Source organism: Streptomyces naganishii JCM 4654, assembly GCF_014650575.1.
Lineage (GTDB): Bacteria > Actinomycetota > Actinomycetes > Streptomycetales > Streptomycetaceae > Streptomyces > Streptomyces naganishii.
The window spans coordinates 1-19,469 of the sequence record NZ_BMVF01000038.1 but is presented as its reverse complement, the minus strand read 5'-3'; the positions used below and the strand labels follow the sequence as shown (position 1 = coordinate 19,469).

Sequence of the window (19,469 nt, the reverse complement as noted above, 5' to 3'; positions counted from 1 at the left end):
TTTTCGTTGGGGGTTGTCATCATGTACTCCGCACTTCGGGCGCGTCAGGGCTGGTTGCTGTCGAGCGCCATATCGATCAGATGCTGCACGTCCAGCCCGTCGATGTCGTCGGGGGACAACCCCTGATCGGCGGCGTCGGTGGCTGGGGTCGGCTGGGGGCCGGCGAGTTCGAGCAGGGCGTCCAGCAGGCCGGCCTCCCGGATGCGGCTGGTCGGGATGGCGGCGAGCGTCCGGCGCAGTTCCGCTTCCTGCGGATCGCCGTCCGCCGCCGGGGAGTTCTCGCCGTCGGGGAGCAGGGTGGTGAGCAAGTGGCGTGCGAGCACGGTGGGGTTGGGGTAATCGAAGACGAGGGTGGCGGGCAGCGTGAGGCCGGTCGCGGACTTGAGGCGGTCGCGCAGTTCGACGGCGGTGAGGGAGTCGAAGCCCAACTCCTTGAAGGCGCGGTCGGATTCCACGGCGTCGGGCGAGGCGTGGCCCAGGGCGAGGGCCGCGTGGCTCCGTACCAGATCCAGGAGCAGCGTCATACGGTCGTCTTCCGTGCCGAGGCCGGTCAGCCGCTCCCTCAGCGCGGGGCCGGCACCCGCCGAACCGCCGCGCGAGGACGTGCCGTCCTGCGGCACGCCGTCCGACGACGCGTCGTCGTCGCGCAGCGCGGCGCGCACCTCCGGCAGGTCCGCGATCAGCGGGCGGGGGCGGGCGGCGGTGAAGACGGGCGCGAACCGCGCCCAGTCGACCTCGGCGACCGTCACGGTGGCCTCCGGACCGGCGACCGCCTCGCGCAGAGCCGCGAGGTTCGTCTCCGGCGCCATGGGCGGCAGCCCGCGCCGGCGCAGTTGCTCCTCGGCGTCCCCCTCGGCGGCCATGCCGCCGTCCGCCCACGGGCCCCAGGCGATGGCGGTGGCCGCCAGCCCGCGTGCCCGGCGCCGCTCGGCGAGCGCGTCGAGGAAGGCGTTGGCGGCGGCGTAGGCACCCTGGCCCCCGCTCCCCCACACACCGGCGATCGACGAGAACAGTACGAACGCGTCGAGTGTGTCCTCGCTGAAGAGGGCGTCCAGACGCACCGCTCCGGCCGTCTTGGCGGCGACGACGTCCGCGAACTCCGGCAGTTCCGTGGCGGTCCCCGGCGGCTGCGACACGCCCGCTGCGTGCACCACGGCCCGTACCGGCGTGCCGTCCGCGGCGAGCTTGCCGACCAGCGCCTCAAGGGCGGAACGGTCGGCCACGTCACAGGCCTCGGTCGCCACTTCGGCGCCGAGCTCGGTGAGTTCGGCGGCCAGCGCGGCGGCACCGGGCGCGTCGGGTCCGCGACGGCTGAGGAGTACGAGCCGTTCGGCGCCGTTGCGTGCCAGCCATCGGGCGACATGCGCGCCCAGCGCGCCGGTGCCGCCGGTGACGAGGACGGTGCCGCGAGGGGTCCAGCCGGCACTTGGCTGCGTGGCGGCCGGATTGTCGACGGCCCTCGTGTCACGCACCAGTCGGCGTACGTACGTCCCGGCGGACCGTACCGCCGCCTGGTCCTCCTCGCCGTCTGCTGCCAGCACCGCCGTGAACCGGGCGGCGGTGCGCTCGTCGAGGGTGCCGGGCAGGTCGATCAACCCGCCCCAGTTCTCCGGCTGTTCCAGCGCGGTCGCGCGGGCGAGGCCGCCGACCTGGGCCTGAAGGGGGCTGAGCAGCGGATCGGTGGCGTCGACCGACACCGCGCCACGGGTCAGGCACCACAGGGGCGCGCCGATGCCGGCCGACTCGACGGCACCCGTCAGCGCGGCGGTCAGCGCCAGCCCGACGGGCACGGCGGGGTGGTGCGGATGCGGTTCCTCGTCCAATGCGAGCAGGGACAGCACACCGGTGACGGGCGCACCGTCGGTGGTCGCCGCCTGCCGCAACCGCTCGGCGAGCGCCTCGTCCGGCGAACCGGGTCCGGCGGTACCGGCAGTACTGGGGGCACCGGCAGTACCGGGGGTACCGGCGGTACGGGCATCACCGGCACCGTCCACCGGCACGGTCACCACGTCGGCCCCGGCGCGCTCCAGTGCCGTACGGAGGCTGCCGTACCACGGATCGTCGACCAGCGCCGTCGGCACCACGGTCAGCCAAGTCCCGGCCAGGCGTGGGGTCGTGGACCCCTCCGGTCCGGCCCCCGACGCGGTCCCCGACCACGGCTTCCAGACGACGCGGTAGCGCCGGTCGGCCACGGTGGCTCGTTCGAGCTGCTGCCGGTGCCAGGATGCCAGGGCCGGCAGTACGGCACTCAGCGGCTGGTCGGCGTCGACCGCGAGCTCCGTGGTGAGCGCGCCCAGGTCCTCGCGCTCGACGGCGGCCCAGAAGCGCGCGTCCGTGGCGGTCGCGGCGTGCGTGTTCGAGGCAGCCGGGTCCGGGGTGCTCGACGGCTCCGGCCAGAAGCGGCGGCGCTGGAAGGCGTAGGTGGGCAGGTCGACGAACTGGGCGCCGGTGCCTGCGAAGAAGCCATGCCAGTCGACGTGGGCGCCCCGTGCGTGGGCGTGGGCGAGTGCGGTGGTCAGCGTCTCGGCCTCGGGGCGCCCCTTGCGCAGTACGGGCGCATACACGACACCCGCGTCTCCGTCGTCCAGGCAGTCCTTGGCCAGCGCCGAGAGGACTCCGTCCGGGCCCAGTTCGAGGAAGGTGCCGACCTGCTGTTCACGCAGCACGCGCATGCCGTCGAGGAAGCGGACGGTCTCACGGACGTGGCGTACCCAGAAGTCTGGGCTGGTGATCTCCTCGGCGGAGGCGAGGGCGCCGGTGAGGTTGGAGACGATCGGGATGCGGGGGGCCTCGTAGGACAGGCCCTCGGCCACCTGCCGGAAGGCGTCCAGCATGCCGTCCATGTGCGGGGAGTGGAAGGCATGACTGACCGTCAGGCGCTTGGTCTTCCGCCCCTGCTCCTCGAACGTCGCGGCGATGTCGAGTACGGCGGTTTCGTCACCAGCGATCACGACCGAGATCGGCCCGTTGACAGCCGCAATGCTCACCGCGTCCGCATCGGTGAGGTACGGGGTGACCTCCTCCTCGGCGGCCTGGACGGCCACCATCGCCCCACCGCCGCCCGGGAGTTCCTGCATCAGCCGGCCACGCGCCGCGACCAGCGTGCACGCGTCGTCCAGCGACAGCACACCCGCACAGTGCGCGGCCGCCACCTCGCCGATCGAGTGCCCGGACACGAAGTCCGGCCGCACACCCCACGACTCCAGCAGCCGGAACAGCGCCACCTCGACGGCGAACAGCGCAGGCTGCGTGTACTGCGTCTGGTCGAGCAGCCCGGCTTCCTCCCCGAAGAGGGTTTCCCGCAACGGCAGCTCGAACCGCTCGAAAACCTCGTCCAGCGCCCGCGCGAACACCGGGTACTCGCCGTACAGCTCCCGGCCCATGCCCAGCCGCTGACTCCCCTGTCCCGTGAACAGGAACGCCAGCCTGTCCTCGCCGGCCCTGTCCTGGACGGTCCCTGCGAGCGGCTCCCCGTCGGCCAAGGCGCGCAGTGCACGCGAGAGGGCCTCGTGATCGCCGGAAGAGGTGGCGGTGAGTACGGCCCGCTGCTCCAGGGCGCTGCGGCCGGTGGCGAGGGAGTAGGCGACGTCCGCCGGGCGCCTGCCCGGCCGGGCCGCGAGGTGCGCCCACAGTCGCTCGGCCTGGGCGCGGAGCGCGTCGGAGTTCTTGGCGGAAAGGACGTAGGGCAGCACGGGCGGTAGTACGTCCGCGGGCCGCGGCTGGGGCTCAGGCTGAGGCTCGGGCTGGGGCTCGGACTCGGACTCGGGCTGAGGGTCGGGCTGGGGGGCCTGTTCGATGATCGTGTGTGCGTTGGTCCCGCTGATGCCGAACGAGGAGACGGCAGCCCTGCGGGGCTGTCCGGTCTCCGGCCACTTCCGGGCCTCGGTGAGCAGTTCCACCGCACCGGCGGTCCAGTCCACGTGCGGGGTCGGCTCGTCGACGTGCAGGGTGCGCGGGAGCACGCCGTGTCGCATCGCCAGCACCATCTTCATGATGCCCGCGACGCCGGCGGCGGCCTGCGTGTGACCGATGTTCGACTTGATCGAGCCGAGCAGCAGCGCCCGGTCCTCGCCCGGCCGGTCCTGGCCGTAGGTGGCGATGAGGGCCTGGGCCTCGATCGGGTCGCCCAGCGTCGTACCCGTACCGTGCGCCTCCACGGCGTCGATGTCCGCGGCTGACAATCCGGCGGACGCCAACGCCTGCCGGATCACCCGCTGCTGCGAGGGACCGTTCGGTGCCGTAAGCCCGTTACTGGCCCCGTCCTGGTTGACCGCCGAGCCGCGTACGACGGCGAGCACCGGGTGGCCCTCGCGCCGGGCATCCGACAGCCGCTCCACGAGCAGCATGCCCACGCCCTCGCCCCAGCCCGTGCCGTCGGCGGCCGCCGCGAAGGCCTTGCAGCGGCCGTCCGCCGACAGGCCGCCCTGACGGCTGAACTCCGCGAAGGTGCCCGGTGTGGACATCACCGTCACCCCGCCCGCCAGCGCGAGGTCGCACTCGCCGGAGCGCAGCGCCTGGATGGCCCAGTGCAGGGCGACAAGGGACGAGGAGCAGGCCGTGTCCACGGTGACGGCGGGGCCTTCGAGGCCGAGGGCGTAGGCGACCCGGCCGGAGATGACGCTGCTCGCGTTGCCCGTCATCACATGGCCGGAGACCGCGTCCGCCATGTCGTCGAGTCCGACGTCGTAGCCGCTGTAGGCGGCGCCCACGAACACGCCGGCCCGTGTGCCGCGCAGCGTGGCCGGGGCGATGCCGGCGCGTTCGAACGCCTCCCAGGAGGTCTCCAGAAGCAGCCGCTGCTGCGGGTCCATGGCGAGGGCCTCGCGGGGCGAGATGCCGAAGAACGCGGCATCGAAGCGGTCCGCGTCGTGCAGGAAGCCTCCGCCGTACGGGGCTTCGAGGCCGGGGGCGCTCTCCCACCCGCGGTTGCTGGGGAACCCGGTGATCGCGTCGCCGCCGGACTCGAGGAGTTGCCACAGTTGTTCGGGCGTTGTCACGCCGCCGGGGTAACGGCAGCTCATGGCCACGATCGCGATCGGATCGTCGGCGAGCGCGGCCCGCGCGGCAGCGGCGCCGGGGGCGGGAACAGGGGCGGGGGCTTTCTCGTCCGCTTCCCGCTCGTTGCCGGAGGGCGCACCGAGGATCGTCTCGCACAAGTGCCGTGCGAGCGCGGACGAGTTGGGGTAGTCGAAGACGAGCGTGGTCGGCAGGCGGAGCCCGGTCGCCGCGTTCAGCCGGTTGCGCAGGTCCACGGCGGTCAGCGAGTCGAAGCCGGCGTCCTTGAACGCCCGCTCCGGGTCGACGGCTTGGGGCCCGCCGTGGCCGAGCACGGCCGCGACCTGGGTGCGTACGAGGTCGAGGAGGGCCCGCTCCTGATCGGCGTCCGGCAGTCCACGCAGCCTGTCGGCCAGCGCCGACCGGTTGTCGGCCGTCGCGCCCGCGGTCCGCCTCCGGGGGGCGCGGACCAGCGCCCGGAACAACGGCGGGACGGATCCGGACGCGGTCGCCGCCTCACGTATCGCGGTGAGTTCGAGGCGGGCCGGGACGAGGAGGGCCCGGTCCGTGCGCAGGGCGCTGTCGAACAGGGCCATGCCCTCTGCCGAGGACAGCGCGCCCATACCGGCCCGCGCCATCCGCCGCAGGTCGGCTTCGTCCAGGCCACCCGTGATGCCGCTGGTCTCGGCCCACAGGCCCCAGGCCAGCGAGGTGGCGGGCAGACCCTGGGCGGCCCGGTGCTGGGCGAGGGCGTCCAGGAAGGCGTTCGCCGCGGCGTAGTTGGCCTGCCCGGCGCTGCCGAGGACTCCGGCGGCGGCGGAGAACAGGACGAACGCCGACAGGTCCAGGTCGCGGGTGAGGTCGTGGAGATGCCAGGCCGCGTCCGCCTTGGGGCGCAGTACTCCGTCGAGGCGGTCGGGCGTCAGTGCCGGGAGCACGCCGTCGTCGAGCACTCCGGCGGTGTGCACCACCGCGGTCAGCGGGTGTTCCGCCGGTACGGAGGCCAGGAGGGCGGCCAGCGCGTCCCGGTCGGCCACGTCACAGGCGGCGACCGTTACGTCGGCGCCGAGTTCCGTCAACTCCGTGACCAGCTCGGTGACTCCGTCGGCGGCGCTGCCACGGCGGCCGGCGAGCAGCAGATGAAGTACGCCGTGTTCCGCCACCAAGTGCCGCGCACAGAGCGCGCCCAGGGTGCCGGTGCCGCCGGTGATGAGGACGGTGCCGTGGGGGTTGAGGGGGCGCGGTCGCGGCTGGGCGGCTTCGGCGGCCTCAGTGGCTTGGGGGACCTCGACGGCTTCGGTGGCTTCGGTGGCTCCCGTGGGGCGGACCAGGCGCGGGGCGAGCAGCCTGCTGCCGCTGCCTGCGGATCCGGCGCGTACGGCCAGTTCCGGCTCCGCGCACGTCAGCGCAGCGTGGGGCACGGCGGGGGCGGCCGCCGGGTCTGTGGCGTCCAAGTCGATCAGGCCGAACCGTCCGGGGTTCTCCGTCTCGGCGGAGCGCACCAGGCCCCACACTGCGGCGGCGGCCACGTCGGTCACGTCGTCGCCGGTGTCCACCGCCACGGCGCCACGGGTGACGAAGACCAGGCGCGAGCCGGCGAACCGGTCGTCCGCCAGCCACTCCTGGGCCAGGGAGAGGGCCCAGCGCGCGAGTTCGTGCGCGTCTTGCGCCGTCTGCGGGCGGGGGCCGCTCGAGGGGGTGGGTGGGCAGGGTGCGAGGACGGTGGCGGGCACGGGGATGCCGGTGCCGGAGTCGGCATCGATGGCGGTCGCGGTCGCGCTTACAAGCGCGCTCAGGTCGTCGACGCGGGGGGCCGGAGGGAGCGGCTTCGCGCCCTCCGCGTGGAGCGTGATCGGGTTCGCTCCGAGGACGGCGATGTCGGCGGGCGCGGTTTCCCGCACACCCGGGTCGCCGGATCCGACGACCTCTGTCCAGTCAAGCGCGTAGAGGGGGGCCACCGCACTGGCGTTCCGACCGGCGCCGTCCGAGAGGGCCTGCGCGGGCGACCGCACGCTCAGGCCCTCCACGCGGGCCACCGGAGCGCCGGTGGCGTCGGCGACCTCCAACGTGAACGCGCCGTCGTTCGCGGCCGGCGCGAGCCGCACCCGTACGGCGGTCGCGCCCACCGCGTAGAGCGCGACGCCGTGCCAGGAGGACGGTACGAGGGCGGAACCGGGCTCCGCGACGGACGCCAGCTGGGCGGCCGACTCCAGCAGTGCGGGATGGAGCGAGAAACCACGCGCGTCCGTGTCCTCAGGCAGTCGCACATCGGCGAAGACCTCGTCCCCGCGACGCCAGACCTCCCGCAGCCCCCGGAACAACGGCCCGCACTCGACTCCGGCGGTCTCCAACTCGCTGTAAGCGGCGGCCGCTTCGAAGTGCTCGGCACCGGCCGGTGGCCACTCGGCGAGGCTGAACTCGGGCTCAGGAGCCGCGACATCGAGTACGCCGGTGGCGTGGCGGATCCACAACGAGTCCTCGCCGGTCAGACCGGCGTGCGAGGAGACGGTGAAGCTACGCCTCCCGTTCTCGTCGGCGGCTTCGAGCACGACCTGGAAGCGCACGGCGCCGCGAGTCGGCACGACCAGCGGCTCGTGCGGCGTCAGCTCGACAAGGTGCTCACATCCGGCCTCATCACCGACGCGCAGCGCGAGTTCCACGAACGCCCCACCCGGCAGCACCGCCTCCCCGGCGATCGCGTATTCGCTCAGCCAAGGGTGCGTCTGGAGAGACAGCCTGCCCGTGAACAGGTACGCGTCGCTGCCGGCAACCGGTGTCGCGGCCCCGAGGAGCGCATGCCCGGCCGCCTCCAGCCCGGCAGCGGTCACGTCCCCGGCCCGCGAACCGGGCTCCAGCCAGTAGCGCCGGTGCTGGAAGGCGTAGGTCGGCAGGTCGACGCGCTGGGCACCGGTGCCGGAGTAGTACGCCTGCCAGTCGATCGAGACTCCCCGGGTATGGGCGTGAGCGAGGGCCGTGGTGAGCGTTTCGGCTTCGGGGCGGTCCTTGCGGAGGAGGGGGAGGAAGGCGAGGGCGTCGGTGACGGTGACGGATTCCTGGGCGAGAGCGGAGAGGGTGCCGTCCGGGCCGAGTTCGATGAAGGTGGTGACGTTCTCGGCTTCGAGGGTGCGGATGCCGTCGTGGAAACGGACGGCTTCACGGACGTGACGGACCCAGAAGTCGGGGCTGGTGATGTCCTCGGCGGACGCGATCGTGCCGGTGAGGTTGGAGACGACCGGGATACGCGGGGCCTCGTAGGACAGACCCTCGGCCACGTCCCGGAAGGCGTCCATCATGCCGTCCATGTGCGGGGAGTGGAAGGCGTGGCTGACGCTGAGGCGCTTGGTTTTGCGGCCCAGCTTTTCGAAGGTGGCGGCTATGTCGAGTACGGCGGTTTCGTCACCGGCGATCACGACGGAGGTCGGGCCATTGACAGCCGCGATGCTGACGGCGTCCGCATCGGTGAGGTACGGGGTGACCTCGTCCTCGGCGGCCTGGACGGCCACCATCGCCCCGCCGCCCGGGAGTTCCTGCATCAGCCGGCCACGCGCCGCGACCAGCGTGCACGCGTCCTCCAGCGACAGCACACCCGCACAGTGCGCGGCCGCCAGCTCGCCGATCGAGTGCCCGGACAGGAAGTCCGGGCGCACACCCCACGACTCCAGCAGCCGGAACAGCGCCACCTCAACGGCGAACAACGCGGGCTGGGTGTAAGCCGTCTGGTCGATCAGCCCGGCACTACCATCACCGAACACCGCCTCGCGCAGGGGCAGTTCGAACCGCTCGAATACCTCATCCAGCGCCCGCGCGAACACCGGGTACGCGCCGTACAGCTCCCGGCCCATGCCCAGCCGCTGGCTACCCTGCCCGGTGAACAGGAACGCCAGCTTCCCGATCGTGACCGACCCGGTCACCACCCCCGCCGCGCTCCGGCCCTCCGCCAACGCCTCAAGACCCGCCAGCAGCCCGGCCCGGTCACCGCCCACCACCACCGCACGCCGCTCCAGCGCGGCACGGGTCATGGCCAACGAGTACGCCACATCAGCCACTTCGGTCCCGACGTCAGCCGCGACCCGCTCCCGCAGCCGCTCCACCTGCCCCCGCAACGCATCGTCACTGCGCGCCGACAGGACCCACGGCACCACGGACGGCGACCGCTCCTCCACCCCCGCGGCTTCGTCATCCTCCGCAGGAGCCTGCTCCAGAATCGTGTGCGCGTTGGTACCGCTCACACCGAACGCCGAGACCGCCGCACGACGCGGCTGACCCGTCTGCGGCCACTCCCGCGCCTCCGTCAGCAACGACACCGCACCCGCCGACCAGTCCACATCCGGCGACGGCTCGTCCACGTGCAGGGTCCGCGGCAGCACCCCGTGCCGTATCGCCATCACCATCTTGATGACGCCGCCCACACCAGCCGCCGCCTGCGTGTGTCCGATGTTGGACTTGAGGGAGCCGAGCCACAACGGGCTGTCGGCAGAAGGCCGTTCCTGACCGTACGTGGCCAGCAGGGCCTGTGCCTCGATCGGGTCGCCCAGTCGCGTGCCGGTGCCATGCGCCTCGACCGCGTCGATCTCGCCGGCCGACAACTGCGCGGCGGCCAGCGCCTGCCGGATCACGCGCTGCTGGGACGGGCCGTTCGGAGCCGTAAGACCGTTGCTGGCCCCGTCCTGGTTGACCGCGCTGCCGCGCACGACCGCCAGCACCTGATGCCCGTTCCTGCGCGCGTCCGACAGCCGCTCCACCAGCAGCACGCCCACACCCTCGGACCAGCCCGTGCCGTCCGCCGAGGCGGCGAAGGACCTGCACCGCCCGTCCGCCGACAGCCCCCGCTGCCGGCTGAACTCCACGAACACGTCGGGCGACGGCATCACCGTCACCCCGCCGACGAGTGCGAGCGAGCACTCCCGCTGGCGCAGCGCCTGCGCGGCCCAGTGCAGGGCGACGAGAGAGGAGGAGCAGGCGGTGTCGATGGTGGCCGCGGGACCCTCGAGACCGAAACTGTAGGCGATACGCCCGGACAGGACGCTGGTGGCGCCGCCGGTCAGCATGAGCCCTTCGAGTTCTTCCGGCGTCTCCTTCAGATCGGCGCCGTATCCCATCGAACCGGCGCCGACGAATACTCCCGTACTGCTGCCGCGCAGCGACTCCGGATCGATTCCGGCCCTTTCGAACACTTCCCAGGACGTCTCCAGCAGTATGCGTTGCTGGGGGTCCATGGCAAGGGCCTCGCGCGGCGAGATGCCGAAGAATTCGGCGTCGAATTCCGTGGCGTCGTCCAGGAAACCGCCGCCGGTGTTGTAGAAGGTTCCCTTCCGGTCCGGGTCCGGGTCTGCCATTCCGTCGACGTCCCAGCCCCGGTCGCCGGGCAGGGCGGAAATGGCGTCCCCGCCGGCGGCCACGAGCCGCCACAGGTCCTCCGGGGAGCGCACTCCGCCAGGGAACCGGCAGCTCATGCCGACGATCGCGATCGGCTCGCGGGAGTCCGTCTCCATCTCGGTGAGGCGGCGACGGGCCCGGCGCAGTTCGCCGGTGACCCACTTCAGATTGTCAAGAAGCTTTTCTTCGTTCGCGGTAGCCATCGAGACGTCACCCCCTGGGACGAGCCGTAACAAGAACGGAAATGTGTGCGCTCATCACGTCAGGAGCGTCCGAATTCGTTGTTGATGATGTCGAAGATGTCGTCGGCAGATGCCGATTCGAGGTCATCGCTGTCGTCTTCGCCGGCGGCCGCACTCTCGATCTCGTTCCATTTGAGGAGCAGTTTCTCCAGGCGGGCGGTGACGCTCGCGCGTTCCGCGCTGTCCCCGGCCACGGAGGTCAGGATGAATTCCAGCCGGTCGATCTCGGCGAGCGCGGGGAGCGCGGGCGCGCCGTCCTGCTCGCCGAGGATGCCGGTCCGCAGGTGCTCGGCGAGGGCGGACGGGGTCGGGTAGTCGAAGACCAGGCTCGCGGGCAGCCGCAGGCCGGTGGCCGAGCCCAGGCGGTTGCGGAGTTCGACGGCGGTGAGCGAGTCGAATCCGAGTTCCTTGAAGGCGCGGCCGGCCGCCACGTCGGTGGTTCCGTCGTGGCCGAGCACCGCGGCGGCGTGCGTGCGTACAAGGTCCAGGAGTACGTCCGCGGCTTCGGCGTCGGGGAGACCGGCCAGCCGCTGCCGCAGAGCTTCCGCGGCGGCAGCGGTGGCGGAGCCGCCCCCGGTCCCGGCCTCGTCCGCGATGCCGGCCCCGCCGCCGAACCCGCTTCCGGCCCCGCCGCCGAACCCGGTTCCGGCCTCGCTCGCGAGCGCGCGCCGGACCTCGGGAAGGTCCGCGATGAGCGGACGCGGCCGCGCGGCCGTGAACGCCGGTACGAAGCGCGCCCAGTCCACGTCGGCAACGGTCACCGACGTGTCGTCGCGGTCCAGCGCGCTGTGCAGCGCGCTGATCGAACGCTCGGGGGCCATCACCGGCAGGCCACGGCGGCGCAGTTGCTCCACCGCGTCCTCGTCGGCCACCAGGCCGCCGTCCGCCCACGGTCCCCATGCGACCGAGGTCGCCGTCAGCCCGCGTGCCCGGCGTCGCTCCGCGAGCGCGTCGAGGTAGGCGTTGGCAGCGGCGTATGCGCCCTGGCCGCCGCTCCCCCACACACCGGCGATCGACGAGAACAGCACGAAGGCGTCGAGGGGGCGGTCTTCGAGCAGCGAGTCGAGATGTGCGGCTCCCGCCACCTTGGCGGCCATTACCTCGGCGACCTGGGCGGGACCGGTCTCGGCGAGCGGGGCGTACTGCCCGGCTCCGGCCGTGTGCACCACGGCGGTGAGATCCGGCATGTCCGCGAGCAGGCCGGCGACGGCGTCCCGGTCAGTGACATCGCACGCCGTGACCGTCACTTCGGCGCCCATCGCGCTCAACTCCGCCGTCAGCGCCTCGGTTCCGGGCGCGTCGGGTCCGCGCCGGCTGGTCAGCACCAGGCGTTCCGCGCCGCTGCGGGCGAGCCACCGGGCCACGTGGGCGCCGAGGGCCCCGGTTCCGCCGGTGACCAGTACGGTGCCTCGCGGCTTCCAGGCAGCTCCGGCGGCGGGAAGCGTGCCGTAGTCCGGATCCGATGCGTGCGCGAGGCGCCGCGCCAGCACACCTGAGGTCCGTATAGCGATCTGGTCCTCGTCTCCAAGTCCGAGTCCGAGTCCGAGTCCGGCTGCGGCTCCGGCTCCGGCTCCGGCTCCGGCTCCGGCTCCGGCTCCGGCTCCGGCTCCGGCCAGAACGGCTGCGAGCCGTGCGGTGGCACGTGCGTCGATGGTCTCGGGCAGGTCGACCAGGCCGCCCCACCGCTCGGGGTGCTCCAGCGCGATCACCCGGCCCAGGCCCCACACCTGCGCCTGTGCGGCGCTGCGCGTCTGGTCGGACGGCCCGGTGCCGACCGCTCCGGACGTCACGCACCACAGCGGGGCGTCGAGACCCGCCTCTCCGAGCGCCCTCGCCAGTTCCCCGGTGAAGAGGACCCCACGGGACACCGCCGGGTACTCCGGATGCGAGCCCTCGTCCAGTGCCAGCAGCGAAAGCACACCCTCCGGTGCCTCTCCCGCCGAGGCCGCGCGCAGCCGGTCGGCGAGCAGGGCGGGAGCGCCGAGATCGCCGTCCGTCAGAGCGACCCGCCGTACGGTCGCGCCCGACGCGCCCAGCGCGTCGAGGACCTGGCGGACGCGGACGTCCTCCGCCATCGCGGCCGGCACGACCGCCAGCCACGTACCGGTCGGCCCGGCCATGGCCGGCTCGGCCAGGGGCTTCCAGACGACCCGGTACCGCCAGCCGTCCACCACCGACTGCTCCTGCCGCTGCCTGCGCCATTCCGACAGCGCCGGCAGCACATCGCTCAGCGGACGACTCGCGTCGATCGCCAACTCCGCAGTGAGTGCGGACAGATCAGCGCTGTCGACCGCCTCCCAGAACCGGGCGTCCACCGAGTCCGCCCTTGGTCCGTCGACGGCGGTCACGGCATCGTCCAGCCAGTAGCGGCGGCGCTGGAAGGGGTAGGTCGGCAGGTCGACGCGGTGGGCGCCGGTGCCGGAGTAGTACGCCTGCCAGTCGATCGCCATGCCCCGCGTGTGGGCGTGGGCGAGGGCCGTGGTGAGGGTCTCGGGCTCGGGGCGGTCCTTGCGGAGGAGGGGGAGGAAGGCAAGGGCGTCGGTGTCGGACACGGATTCCTGGGCCATGGCGGACAGCACACCGTCCGGGCCGAGCTCGATGAAGGTGGTGACGTTCTCGGCTTCCAGGGTGCGGATGCCGTCATGGAAACGGACGGCCTCGCGGACGTGGCGGACCCAGAAGTCGGGGCTGGTGATCTCCTCGGCGGACGCGATCGTGCCGGTCAGGTTGGAGACGACCGGGATGCGCGGAGCCTCGTAGGACAGGCCCTCGGCGACCTTGCGGAAGTCCGCGAGCATGCCGTCCATGTGCGGGGAGTGGAAGGCGTGGCTCACCGTCAGGCGCCGGGTCTTCCGCCCCCGCTCCGCGAAGGTCGCGGCGATGTCCAGTACGGCGCTCTCGTCGCCCGCGATCACGACAGAGGTCGGCCCGTTGACAGCCGCGACGCTCACCGCGTCCGCATCCGTGAGGTACGCGATGACCTCCTCCTCGGCGGCCTGGATGGCCACCATGGCCCCACCGCCGGGGAGTTCCTGCATCAGCCGGCCACGCGCCGCCACCAGCGCGCACGCATCGTCCAAGGAGAGGACCCCGGCACAGTGCGCGGCCGCCAGCTCGCCGATGGAGTGCCCGGACAGGAAGTCCGGCCGCACACCCCACGATTCGAGCAGCCGGAACAGCGCCACCTCGATGGCGAACAACGCGGGCTGGGTGTACGCCGTCTGGTCGAGCAGCCCGGACACCTCCTCGCCGCCTCCGAACACTGCCTCGCGCAGCGGCAGTTCGAACCGGGCGAACACCTCATCCAGGGCCCGGGCGAACACCGGATACGCCTCGTACAACTCCCGGCCCATCCCGAACCGCTGGCTGCCCTGACCCGTGAACAGCAGGGCCGTACGGCCCTCACCGGCCACGCCCCGCACCACCTGCGCCCCCGGCTCACCCGCCGCCAGCGCGGAAAGCCCCGCCAGCAGCACCTCCCGCGCACTGTCCCCACCGTCACCGACGACCGCCGCGCGGACATCGAGCGCAGCCCGCGAGGTCGCCAGCGAGTAGGCGACATCCACCGGCCGCAGCTCCTCCCCACCGGAGATCACCCGCGCCCGCACCCGCTCCGCCTGAGCCCGCAACGCGGCCTCCGACTTCGCCGACAACACCCACAACGTGCTCGCGGACGGCGGCACGACGGCCGGCACCGGTCCTTCGGCAACGGCCCCGGGGTGCTCGGCGGGTGCCTCCTCGAGGATGGTGTGGGCATTGGTACCGCTGAACCCGAAGGAAGACACGCCCGCCCGGCGCGGATGTCCGGTCTCGGGCCACTCACGGTTCTCGGTGAGCAGCGAGACGGCCCCCGCCGACCAGTCCACGTGCGGCGACGGCTCGCCGACGTGCAGGGTCTGCGGCAACACACCGTGCCGCATGGCCAGCACCATCTTGATCACACCCGCCACGCCCGCGGCGGCCTGCGTGTGACCGATGTTCGACTTGATCGAGCCGAGCAGCAGTGGCCGGTCCTCGGCGGGCCGCTCCTTGCCGTAGGTGGCGATGAGGGCCTGGGCCTCGATCGGGTCGCCCAGCGTCGTACCCGTACCGTGCGCCTCCACCGCGTCCACATCCGCGGCCGACAGACCGGCGGACGCCAACGCCTGCCGGATGACGCGCTGCTGAGACGGACCGTTCGGAGCCGTGAGACCGTTGCTGGCCCCGTCCTGGTTGATCGCCGAGCCGCGTACGACGGCGAGCACCGGGTGACCCTTGCGCCGGGCGTCCGACAGCCGCTCCACGAGCAGCATGCCCACACCCTCACCCCAGCCGGTGCCGTCGGCATCGGCCGAGAAGGCCTTGACCCGGCCGTCAGCCGCAAGACCCCGCTGGCGGCTGAACTCGATGAAGGCACCCGGCGAGGACATCACCGTCACACCGCCGGCCAGCGCCAGGTCGCACTCGCCGCTGCGCAGCGCCTGTGCGGCGAGGTGCAGCGCGACCAGCGAGGACGAGCAGGCCGTGTCGACCGTCATCGCCGGGCCTTCGAGACCGAAGACGTAGGCGAGGCGGCCGGACACGACGCTGGCCGCGTTGCCCGTGCCGAGGTAGCCCTCTATGCCCTCGGGCAGGGTCTGCACGAAGGAGTCGTAGTCCTGGCCGTTAGTGCCGACGAAGACGCCGGCCTGGCTGCCGCGCGCCGACTCGGGATCGATCCCGGCGCGTTCGAACACCTCCCAGGAGGTCTCCAGGAGCAGCCGCTGCTGCGGGTCCATGGCGAGGGCCTCACGCGGCGAGATCCCGAAGAACGCCGGGTCGAACTCGGCCGCGTCGTAGAGGAATCCGCCCTCGCGTGCGTAGAACGTGCCCTGCTTGTCCGGGTCGGGGCTGTAGAGGCGCCCGAGGTCCCAGCCGCGGTCCTGCGGGAACGCGGAGATCGCGTCGCCGCCGGAAGTCAGCAGCTGCCACAGGTCCTCAGGCGACCGTACGCCGCCCGGGAAGCGGCAGCTCATCGCGACGATGGCGATCTGGTCGTCGTCCACTGGGGCAGACGCCACCGGCGCTGAGGAAGCAGCCGCGGCCGATGCCGAAGCCGACGCCGCCTGCGTGCCGAGGAGTTCGGTGCGCAGGTGGCCCGCCAGTGCGGAGGCGGTCGGGTAGTCGAAGACGAGGGTGGCGGGCAGGTCCACGCCGGTCGCCGCGCCGAGGCGGTTGCGGAGTTCGACGGCCGTGAGCGAGTCGAAGCCGAGCTCCTTGAAGGCTCGTTCGGCGCCGATCGCCGCCGAGCCGTGGTGTCCGAGGACGGCGGAGACGTGGGTACGGACCAGTTCGAGGACCGTACGCTCCTGGTCGGCCGGGGACATTCCGGAGAGCCGTTCGGCGATCGACGGACCCGCGTCGCGCCTCTTCGCGCCCCCAGCAAGTGAGTTCACGCTGTCGAGGGCCGCGCGCACCTCGGGCAGTTCGCCGATGAACGGGTTGGGCCGCACCGCCGCCAGGCCGGGCGTCAGCCGCTCCCAGTCGAGGTCGGCGACGGTCAGCGCCGCCTCGCCCGAGTCCACGGCCTGGCTCAGCGCGCGGATCGCGGTGTCCGCGGCCATCGGAGGTACGCCGCTCCCCCGCATGCGCCGTGCGATGTCGTCGTCGGCGGCCATGCCCGCCGCCCACGCGCCCCAGGCGATGGAGACGGCCGGCAGGCCGTCCGCCCGGCGCTCCTGGGCCAGTGCGTCCAAGTACGCGTTGGCCGCGGCGTAGTTCGCCTGGCCGCTGCTGCCGAGGGTGCCGCTGATGGACGAGAAGAGCACGAAGGCGGAGAGGTCGAGGTCGCGGGTGAGTTCGTGCAGGTTGCGGGCCGAGTCGGCCTTGGCCCGCCACACGCTCTCGAACCGGTCCGGCGTCAGCGCGTCGAGCACACCGTCGTCCAGCACACCGGCGGTGTGGATCACGGCCGTGAGTTCGGAGCGCAGTGGCTCAAGGAGTGCGGCCAGCGCCTCTCGGTCGGCTGCGTCGCAGGCCGCGAGTGTCACGCGGGCACCCAACGAGACGAGTTCCGCCTCGAGTTCGACGGCACCGGGCGCGTCGGCACCGCGTCGGCTCGTCAGCACCAAGTGGGTGGCGCCGTTGCGCGCCAGCCAGCGCGCGACTTCCGCGCCGAGCGCGCCCGTTCCGCCGGTCACCAGGACGGTGCCTTCGGGTGTCCAGGTGGGTGCTGGGGCCTGGGAAGAGGGGCCGTCCTGCCCCGCCCGCGCCCGTACCAGGCGGCGGGCGAAGACGCCCGAGTCCCGCACCGCGAGCTGGTCCTCGTCCCCGAGTCCGGCCAGTACGTCCGCCATGCGGTCCAGGGCGCGGTCGTTCACGGGCTCATCAGTCCGCGGGAGGTCGACCAGACCGCCCCAGCGTCCGGGGTGCTCCAGCGCGGCCACCCTGCCCAGACCCCACACACCGGCTTGCGCCGCACTGCCCGGGCGGTCCCCGCGGCCGGTCGAGACCGCGCCGCGCGTCACGCACCACAGCGGTGCGTCGACACCGGCATCGCCCAGCGCCTGCACCAACACCGCGGATCGCACGGGCGCGTTGGACTCCTGCTCCGTGGAGAGCAGGGACAGAACACCGGTGAGGGTCGCGCCCTCGGGCACGGCTGCTGCCGTACGCAGCAGGGCGGTTACGTCCTCACGGCCCAGCTCCGGTGGCAGGGGCAGGGTTCGTACGTCAACGCCGCGAGCGGACAGCATGCCGGTCACAGCGGTGGCCAGGCCGTCGTCCTCCCGCCCGGCCGGTACGACCACCAGCCAGGTGCCGGACAGCACGCCGGTCACGCGTGCGGTCACCGGCTTCCACACGACCCGGTAACGCCAGCCGTCGACCACGGACTGCTCCAGCCGCTGCCGACGCCACGCCGTCAACGCCGGCAGCACGGCTTCCAGGGCATCGCCGCTCGTCGTCGGCATGTCCAGGGTCTGGGCGAGCGATTCGAGGTCCTCGCGCTCCACGGCCTCCCAGAAACGGGCGTCCACGGAGTCCACGTCGGTGGCCGCAGCCGCGACTGGAGCGGCGGGAATCTCGAGCCAGTAGCGCTCCCGCTGGAAGGCGTACGTCGGGAGGTCCGGGAGACGGCTCGCACCGGTACCCGCGTAGTACGCCTGCCAGTCGATGGAGATGCCTCGCGTGTGGGCGTGCGACAGCGCGGTGGTCAGGGCCTCGGCTTCCGGACGGTTCCTGCGGAGCGCCGGGATGAAGGCATGGCCTTCGACGGTGGAGCAGTCCTGGCCGAGCGCGGACAGTACGCCGTCCGGGCCGAGTTCGAGGTACGTGGTGACGTTCTCGGCTTCGAGGGTGCGGATGCCGTCGTGGAAACGGACGGCCTCGCGGACGTGGCGGACCCAGAAGTCGGGGGTGCTGATCTCCTCGGCGGAGGCGATGGCACCGGTGAGATTGGAGACGATCGGGATGCGCGGAGCCTGGTAGGACAGGTCCTCGGCGACCTCACGGAAGGCGTCCAGCATGCCGTCCATGTGCGGGGAGTGGAAGGCGTGGCTGACGGTGAGACGCTTGGTCTTCCGCCCCTGCTTCTCGAAGGTCGCCGCGATGTCCAGTACGGCGCTCTCGTCGCCCGCGATCACGACGGAGGCCGGGCCGTTGACCGCCGCGATGCTCACCGCATCCGTCAGATACGGGACGACCTCCTCCTCAGCAGCCTGCACGGCCACCATCGCCCCGCCGCCACCCGGCAGTTCCTGCATCAGCCGGCCGCGCGCCGCGACCAGCGTGCACGCGTCCTCCAGCGAGAGCACACCCGCACAATGCGCGGCCGCCAGCTCACCGATGGAGTGCCCGGACAGGAAGTCGGGGCGTACACCCCACGACTCCAGCAACCGGAACAGCGCCACCTCGATGGCGAACAGCACCGGCTGCGTGTAAGCCGTCTGGTCGAGCGGCTCGGGGTCTTCCCCGAAGACCGTTTCACGCAGTGGCAGTTCGAACTGGTCGAAGACCTCGTCCAGGGCACGGGCGAACACCGGGTACTCGTCGTACAGTTCGCGGCCCATGCCCAGCCGCTGGCTGCCCTGCCCCGTGAACAGGAACGCCAGCTTGCCGCCGACCGGAGTACCGGTGACCGTCCCGGCCGGCGCCTCGCCACTCGCCAGGGCGCCCAGCTGACGTACGAAGTCCTCGCGGTCACCCGCGACGAGCACCGCCCGCTCCTCGAAGGCCGCACGGCCCACGGCCAACGAGTAGCCCACGTCAGCGAGTCGCAGATCGCCGGGACGCTCATCCACGTACGTGCTCAGCCGCTCGGCCTGCGCCCGGAGCGCCTCGGCGCTCTTGGCGGACAGCACCCACGGAACCACCGAGGGCGCGCGATGCGGCGCAGCCTGGACCGGTTCCGTCTCGACCGCTACTGGTGCCTGCTCGATGATGGTGTGGGCGTTGGTTCCGCTGATCCCGAAGGACGACACACCAGCCCGGCGCGGGCGGCCGCCGGTCTCCGGCCACTGCCGGGACTCGGTGAGCAACTCCACCGCACCGGCGGACCAGTCCACGTGCGGCGACGGCTCGTCGACGTGCAGGGTGCGCGGCAGCACACCGTGGCGCATCGCCATCACCATCTTGATGATGCCCGCGACGCCCGCGGCGGCCTGCGTGTGCCCGATGTTGGACTTGATGGAGCCCAGCCAGAGCGGCCGCTCCTCGGCGCGGTCCTTGCCGTAGGTGGCCAGCAGGGCCTGCGCCTCGATCGGGTCACCGAGGCGGGTGCCGGTGCCGTGGGCCTCCACCGCGTCGACATCCGTGGTGCTCAGCCCGGCGGACGCCAGTGCCTGGCGGATGACGCGTTGCTGGGAGGGCCCGTTGGGGGCGGTCAGCCCGTTGCTGGCA

2 protein-coding genes are annotated in these 19,469 nt (G+C 72.5%); both read right to left on the bottom strand.

The features are described 5' to 3' along the window. Nucleotides 1-44: 44 nt before the first annotated feature. The gene (locus IE217_RS34055; RefSeq protein WP_373298193.1) at nt 45-10,607 is read right to left on the bottom strand and encodes a type I polyketide synthase; all 10,563 of its coding nucleotides are present in this window, start codon (nt 10,605-10,607) and stop codon (nt 45-47) included. Between the two features lie 26 nt (nt 10,608-10,633). Then, nucleotides 10,634-19,469 (bottom strand): type I polyketide synthase (locus IE217_RS34050; RefSeq protein ID WP_190181832.1); only part of this gene is annotated, 8,836 nt, incomplete at its 5' end.